The following is a 7,655-nucleotide window of genomic DNA, read 5'->3' as shown; positions in this document are numbered from 1 at the left end:
ATAGCAAAGCCCTGGCTTGTGAAAGTCAGGGCTTTGTGATTTTTTAAGAATCAGGGAGTTTTGACACACCCTCCTATGTGCTTTTTGGGCTTTCAGCCCGTTTTGTTTGATTTTTGATACACCCTCCACTCTATCAACTGTAAATGAAGGCTGAGTGGGTATGGCAGGGATGCCCTACCCTCCTATGTTTGCTTTGCCAATTAACTCACTGACTTGATTTTATAATATTACCACTCCTAATGTTGGACGAACTTAACATTCAACATTCAACACTTAACATTAAAAAAATTGCATTTAACATTAAAAAAAAATTGGTTTTCAGGGTTGGGTAAAACCTTTATGGGTTGTTTATATTATTGAAAGAACCTAAAAACCGCTTGATTTGGACCTAAAACCGCCTTGATAATGCCAGTGCATACCCCTCCATTTTCAAAAGGACTCGTTTTGCACTTCAAAAGGGCCCCTTTTACACTCCAAAAGGACTCCTTTTACAATGCAAAAGGACTCGTTTTGCCACCCAAAAGGACTCCTTTTTGAAAGCGGCCGAAATCTGGGCTGAAAATCAATGGATTACAGGACCGGAAAAAGCAGAATACAGGACTTTGATAAACCGAATCGTAGCCGAAACGGGTACGATAAAAACGTAAACAATATAAATAACAATCTATAATCAAAACTCTAAACATCTATGGCAAAATTCAGATCACTATGCGTTGCCGGCGTCATCGCCCTATCCAGTGCAATGGCCACCGCAATGCAGGCACAAACGGTGAGCCGCAACTTCAACAGCCAGCCTCTGAAGTCGGTGCTGCACGAAATTGAAAGGCAAACCAAAATGTCGGTCATAGTCAACGACATCAACCTAAACAAACGCGTTACTGCCAAATTCAACAAAACTCCTCTGCGTGATGTGCTAAAGCAAGTGCTCGACGAGTCGTGCGAGTATGAAATTGCCGACCGCATCATAACAATACACCCCAGCCGAAAGGCTAAGCAGGGGACACAGCAGCAGGGAAAGAAAAAAAAGCAGACTGTAAAAGGTTGTATCAAGGACGAGAACGGCGACCCTATCATCGGTGCCAGCATTCTTGTAAAGGGAACAACCACTGGCACAATAACTGATGCCGACGGTCGCTATTCGCTCGATGTTCCGAGCGGTTCTACAATACAGATTTCATACCTCGGCTATCAGACCAAGGAAGTAAAGGCGCAGGGAGGCTCGGACATGACAGTCTTTATGGATGTCGACAACAAGACTCTCGACGACGTTGTTGTGACAGCGTTCGGCATCAAGCGTGAAGAGAAGGCTCTTGGTTATGCCGTGCAGAAAGTGAAGGGCGACGAATTGGCTACAGTCAAGTCGGTCGACCTCGGCACTTCGCTTACCGGTAAGGTGGCAGGTTTGAACGTACAGAACTCAACCGAGTTCAATGACGCTCCGTCGGTGCTCATCCGTGGTGAAAGTCCGCTCATTGTGCTCGACGGTGTACCTTATTCTAATATATCACTTCGCGACATCAATGCCGACGACGTAGAGTCTATCGACGTGCTGAAGGGCGCTACTGCATCTGCTCTTTACGGTGCACGTGGCGGTTCGGGCGTTATCACCATCACAACAAAGAAGGGTAACAAGGAAGGACTGGATATAACAGTCAACAGCAGCACTATGTTCAATGCCGGCTATCTTGCCATTCCTGAGGCACAGCACGACTACAGTTCGGGTTCGGGCGGCCACTACGACTCTGTAGACTATGTATGGGGCGACAAGCTCGACATAGGTCGCAAGGCGTCGCAGTACAATCCTAAGACTTATCAGTGGGAAGAGACCGAACTCGTATCAAAGGGTAAGAACAACTTCCGCAACTTCCTTCAGCAGGGATTTGTCACCAACAACAACATCAGTTTGGGTTGGCGTGGCAAGAACGGTGGTGTGCGCACGTCGCTCAACCACGTCTTCAACCGTGGACAGTATCCCAATGAGGATATGCACAAGATAATCTACACCCTCAGCGGCAATGCCAAGATAGGCAAACTCTCGCTCGAAGGCGGTGCTGTATGGAACAAGCGTTTCTACAACAACGACCGCGGTTCGGGTTATACTGGTGGTGGCTATATATATAATATAATTGTGTGGACCGGCTCAAACTACGACATCCGCGACTATCGCAACTACTGGGTAGAGGGCAAGGAGAACCAGAAGCAGAACTGGCTGTACAACTACTATTATGACAACCCCTACTTCCTCGCCTATGAGTGTACACGCTCCAACGACTACGACAAGCTCAACACATACGCATACGCTAAGTATGAGTTGCTGCCATGGTTGAACATTTCTACACGTACCGGTGTCGATTTCTATGCCAGCCGTACCGAAACAAAGAACCCTATCGGACAGATTCACGGTTATTACGGCAACGTAAAGGGATACTACGGCGTTTCTAAAGCCACTGGTTTCAGTGTCAACAACGACGTTATCCTGGCTGCCGACAAGAAGCTTGGCGACTTTGACATCGACGGAATGTTGGGTAGTACCATATATTACTATTACGATGACGACGTAAGCGCAAACACCAACAATGGTCTGTCTGTGCCTGGCTACTACTCGCTCAAAGCTTCGGTAGACCCTGTTTCGGCATCGTCTTCATACAAGAGCAAGCGTGTCAATTCGCTTTGGGGACGTCTGTCAGTGGCATGGCGCAACACTGTCTACCTCGACGTAACGGGCCGTAACGACTGGTCTTCGACACTTCCTGCCGATACACGTTCTTATTTCTATCCGTCAGTGTCGGGCAGTGTCATCATGTCTGAGTTCCTGCATCTGCCCCAGCCCTTCACTTTCTGGAAGTTGAGGGGCTCGTGGACTGTGACAAAGTATGACCTTGACATCTTCGAGACACAGCAGGCATACAGCGTTTCGTCGAATGTATGGAACAAGATGAACACAGCCACATATCCCAGCTCGCTGCGTGCATCTACGCTGAAGCCTACGACAAAGCGAGCATACGAAATAGGTACACAGTTCAACGTGTGGAACAACCGCATCCGCTTCGACTTGGCCTATTACAATACATTGAAGTATAACAACACCCGTAAGGCTACAGTCAGCGCTGCCTCAGGTTTTACAAGCACGCTCATCAATTATGGCGAAAAGCAGGAACGTCGTGGATTTGAGATTGCTGTAGGTGCTGACGTGATTAAGAAGAAGGACCTCAACTGGACTGTAAACCTCAACTGGGCTTCCGACCGTTACTACTACAACACCATCGACCCCATATATTCTACACAGAACCAGTGGGTGCAGAACGGCAAACGTTGGGACTGGGTGGCCGACCTTGACTGGGACCGCGACCCGGACGGCAACATGATACTTTACAACGGACTGCCACAGCGCAGCAAGTATCAGAAACTTGCAGGCTATGCCAACCCAGACTGGATATGGGGCATCAACACTCAGTTGCGTTATAAGGACTGGACTCTCAACCTGGCAGTGGACGGTCGCGTAGGCGGATTGGCTTACAACAAGACAGAGCAGGCTATGTGGAATGCTGGTTCGCACCCGAAGAGTGCCACACCGGAGCGTTATGAGGAGGTTGTCAACGGCAACAAGACATTCGTAGCAAAGGGCGTTAAGATAGTTTCCGGCTCGGTTAAGTATGACGTTGACGGCAACATATTGGAAGATACACGTGTGTTTGCGCCCAACGACGTAGTGGTTTCTTATCAGAACTTCATACAGAGATATGAACCATGGTGCGGAGCAGCAGCGTTCCAGAACTACCGTTCTACAACGTTCTTCAAGATTCGCGAACTGTCATTGACCTACAATCTTCCCAAGAAGATTTGTGCATGGGCACGCATGAAGTCGGCTTCGGTGTCGTTCATCGGTCAGAACATGCTGCTTTGGGCAAAGGAGTTCAAGTATGCCGACCCCGATGTCAGCTCAGACAACTTGAGTTCGCCTTCTCAGCGTTTCCTCGGTTTCAACATTAAAGTTCAATTCTAATTAATCCAGACGCATTATGAAATTCAGAAATATAATATGTACTGTAGCAGCGTTGGGCGCAATCGGTATGTCAACGGTTTCATGTACCGGTAAGTTTGACGATTACAACACCGACGACAATGCCACAACAAAGGTCACTCCAGGCATGATTGCTACACAGCTCATACTTAACATCACGGATATAGGAGGATCGAAATATTCAATCCATCACAGTATTCTGCAGAAACAGGTCGTGTGGTGTGAGGGAGCGCAAGAAGGCAACCAGTACAACATGCTCAGTCGGGTAGGTTTCGGCGATTATACCGACTTCACCAACTGTCAGAAGATGATATTGGAGGCAGCTTCGCAGACTGAAGCTGTACAGAATTCGTACAAGGGTCTTGCCAAATTCCTCAAGGCATACCGTCTGTATGGCATCACGATGAAGCTTGGTGACATTCCTTATAGCGATTCTAACGCTGCTGAGGGTGGCAATTTCACACCCAAGTATGACACCCAGCACGACGTGTTTGCCCATATATTGGAAGATTTGGAGAGTGCGGAATCGCTCTTTGCAAGCGGTGCCAAGTTTGAGGGCGACCCTATCTACAGCGGCGACCCAGCCAAGTGGCGCAAGGCATGTAACGCTTTTGAGCTGAAGGTGCTCATGAATATGCAACAGGTAGCCGACCAGTCGGATGCTGCCGACCTTAACGTGAAAAGCCGCTTTGCACGTATCGCGTCGTCGGGCAACATCTTTGCAGGCAACGACGACAACTTCATGCTCGTATTCAGCGATGCAGCCGGACAGCAGTATCCGCTCTACAACAACCAGCACATGTCGTTCTATGCAACAAGTTCGTACCTCATTGAGCCTTTGAAGAATCTCAACGACTATCGTCTGTTCTACTATTGCTCGCCCGCTGTGGGCAAGACAAATGCCGGTGTGGCTGCTTCTTCATGGGATGCATATCCCGGACTCGACCCTGCTGGCGACCAAAGCGTGAACAATGCAATACATGCCGACCTTATGGACTGCAAGCCTAACCAGCGTTATCTGTTACCCGCAGGCGAGCCTATAATCCGTATAGGATACATGGAGCAGAACTTCATTCTTGCCGAGGCTGCATTGCGTGGATGGATCAATGGCAGTGCTGAGGAGTACTATAAGAAAGGCATACGTGCCAGCATGGAATTCATAGCTCAGTATACTCCTGCCGGCGAGACTTACAATCATGGCAAAGAGATAACAGCCGAATACATCGACCAGTATCTTGCACAGCCTAATGTACAGCTCAAGAGTAATTTTGACGACGCTCTGGAACAGATTATCACACAGAAGTATCTCGGTTCGTACCGTCAGTCGCTTGACTATGAGTGCTGGTTTGACCACCGTCGTACCGGATACCCTGCTTGGGAACTCAATCCCAGCACCAACCTCAACGACGAGCAGAACAAGTTCCCTATACGTTGGCGTTACTCGCAAGACGAGATTGACTATAATAAGGCTAATCTTGAGGAAGCGCTCAATCGCCAATATAATGGTAATGATGGTTTCAATGAAAAAATGTGGATTGTGCCAAACGCTGTAGAAACTCCTATAGCCGGCAAGATAATCACAGATTTTGGTAAGTAGTAAATAGGAATTTTGTGAACACCTTAAATCGGCAGGTATCTTATTTAATAATGGAAACCAGCTGGTTTAAGGTGTTGTGATTTTATGTCTAAATGTATAAATCTACTCCAATGAACATCCAACGAACATCCCGATTGTTTCTACTCGGCATTCTCCTTACGTTGTTTTCGCTTGTTGAGGCACGGGCAGCGGTGTTGCAGTCGGGTAGGGCGTATGCTTTCAGCATGCCTGCCGAGTGGCGTTATGCTTCCGAATCGGTGGCTACGCTCATGCATCAGCGCACCGGCGTGAAGCTCGCACTGGCGCATGCCGACAGCGCTATGCTTAAGATTGAACACGACGCAGCGCTCGGCAGCGAGGCGTATACGCTTCAGATAGCCGACAAGGACATTGTAGTGAGAGCCGGAAGCGTGAAGGGAGTCAACTGGGCAATGGCACAATTGGCTCAGCTGCTGAGTGCTGCCGGGGGCAGACCGTTAGAGTGTGCTACGCTAAAGAGCAGTCCGCGATTTGAGCATCGTGGCTTGATGATCGACTGTAGCCGCCACTTCCGCACCATACCCGAATTAGAGTCGATGATAGACGCAATGAATCTGCTGCGTCTCAACGTGCTACATCTGCACCTCACCGACAATCAGGGTTGGCGACTCGCACTCGAACGGTTTCCCGAAGTGGCACGCCGCGGCACGCATTATCCCGACTTTCCCGAACTCTCCGACAAGTATTACACGCCAGCCGAACTGAAGGCGCTCGTGGCTTATGCCTATGCACGGGGCGTGGAGATAATCCCCGAGGTGGACATGCCTGGCCATTGTCTGGCGCTTCTGGCCTCAATGCCCGAGCTGTCGTGCCGTGGCGGCGAGTTTGAACCGTTTCCCGAGGAGCGCCTGCAGAACGACCGCAAGCGTGCATGGGAGAACATGCTGTGCGTGAGCAATCCTCGTGTCTACGACATTGTTGAGGCTGTGGTGGCGCAGTTGGCTGACATCTTCCCCTCGCGCTACATCCATCTGGGTGGCGACGAGGTGAGCACAGTGCGCTGGAAGGAGTGCAAGCGCTGTCAGGCGCTGTATCATAGCGAGCACATGACCGACCTGCATCAGCTGCAAGACTATTTTACACGACGTGCAGGCGAGATTGTGCGACGCTACGGCAGGAGACTTATGGGATGGGACGAGATAAACGACCGCTGTGCTGCCGATGCCTCCGACGTGGTGTGTATTTGGCAGCGCGATGCCGCCGAGCGCAGCGCCAAGGCTTTGGGCAGAGGCATGCAGGTGGTGTTGTGTCCTAAGGATCCGTGCTACTTCGACTTCGGCTACGCCCGCAACTCCACCAGGAAGGTGTTCGAATGGCAACCCCTGAAGGGTATTCCTGCCGAACAGCAGAGTCAGGTGAGGGGCTGTCAGGCGTGTCTGTGGACCGAGTTTGTGCGCACCAAGGCCGATGTCGACCATATGCTCTATCCTCGTCTGTGCGCTCTGGCTGAGGTGTTGTGGACTGGAGGGGGCGGCTGCTACGACGAGTTTGTGAGCCGTCTCAACACGGTTGTGCTGCCGCTGCTCGCCCGCACGGGCAATGCTGCCTATGCCGAGCGGTTGGATGACACTACAATATTCCGTGCCGAGTCGAGCAGAGCCAAGCTTCTGGCTGGCGCAACGATAGATACCGATATGCCCGGCGTGAAGTTCTACGAAAAGGAGTATGCCTACGACGGCGACGAGAGCACGTTCTTCTGCACGCCATATTCCGACCTTGAGGGCGAGCACTTCACCGTAACGCTCGATAGTCCGGCTCATACACGACGAGTGGCAGTGGTGTTCGACGACTCGAAGGAATATCCGCACGGTGCCGTTCTGGAGGCAAGTGCCGACGGCAAGACATATTATAAGGTGGCTGACGAGGTGAAGGGCGGACGCATGGAGGCACGGTTCAAGACGCGACGCAAGGTGAAGGCGCTGCGCTTAAGGCTCACCCGTGAGCAGCAGAACCGTCTTACCATCAGGGAATTCCGTTTTCGTTAAACAATAAGACATC

3 protein-coding genes are annotated in these 7,655 nt (G+C 50.4%); all 3 read left to right on the top strand.

The features are described from left to right. The first annotated feature begins 688 nt into the window (after window positions 1-688). The 3 genes from I6E49_RS11785 to I6E49_RS11775 all read left to right on the top strand — a co-directional run bounded on the left by I6E49_RS11785 (window position 689) and on the right by I6E49_RS11775 (window position 7,642). The gene (locus I6E49_RS11785; protein WP_235402490.1) at window positions 689-4,003 is read left to right on the top strand and encodes a SusC/RagA family TonB-linked outer membrane protein; all 3,315 of its coding nucleotides are present in this window, start codon (window positions 689-691) and stop codon (window positions 4,001-4,003) included. A gap of 16 nt (window positions 4,004-4,019) precedes the next feature. After that, complete coding sequence (locus I6E49_RS11780) at window positions 4,020-5,618, top strand: SusD/RagB family nutrient-binding outer membrane lipoprotein (RefSeq protein WP_235402489.1); 1,599 nt, start codon at window positions 4,020-4,022, stop codon at window positions 5,616-5,618. Between the two features lie 110 nt (window positions 5,619-5,728). Then, window positions 5,729-7,642: a glycoside hydrolase family 20 protein gene (locus tag I6E49_RS11775; RefSeq protein WP_235402488.1), complete on the top strand. Its 1,914-nt coding sequence runs from the start codon at window positions 5,729-5,731 to the stop codon at window positions 7,640-7,642. Window positions 7,643-7,655: the final 13 nt, after the last annotated feature.

The organism is Leyella stercorea, assembly GCF_021531655.1.
This window is presented reverse-complemented; position numbering and strand designations above follow the sequence as displayed.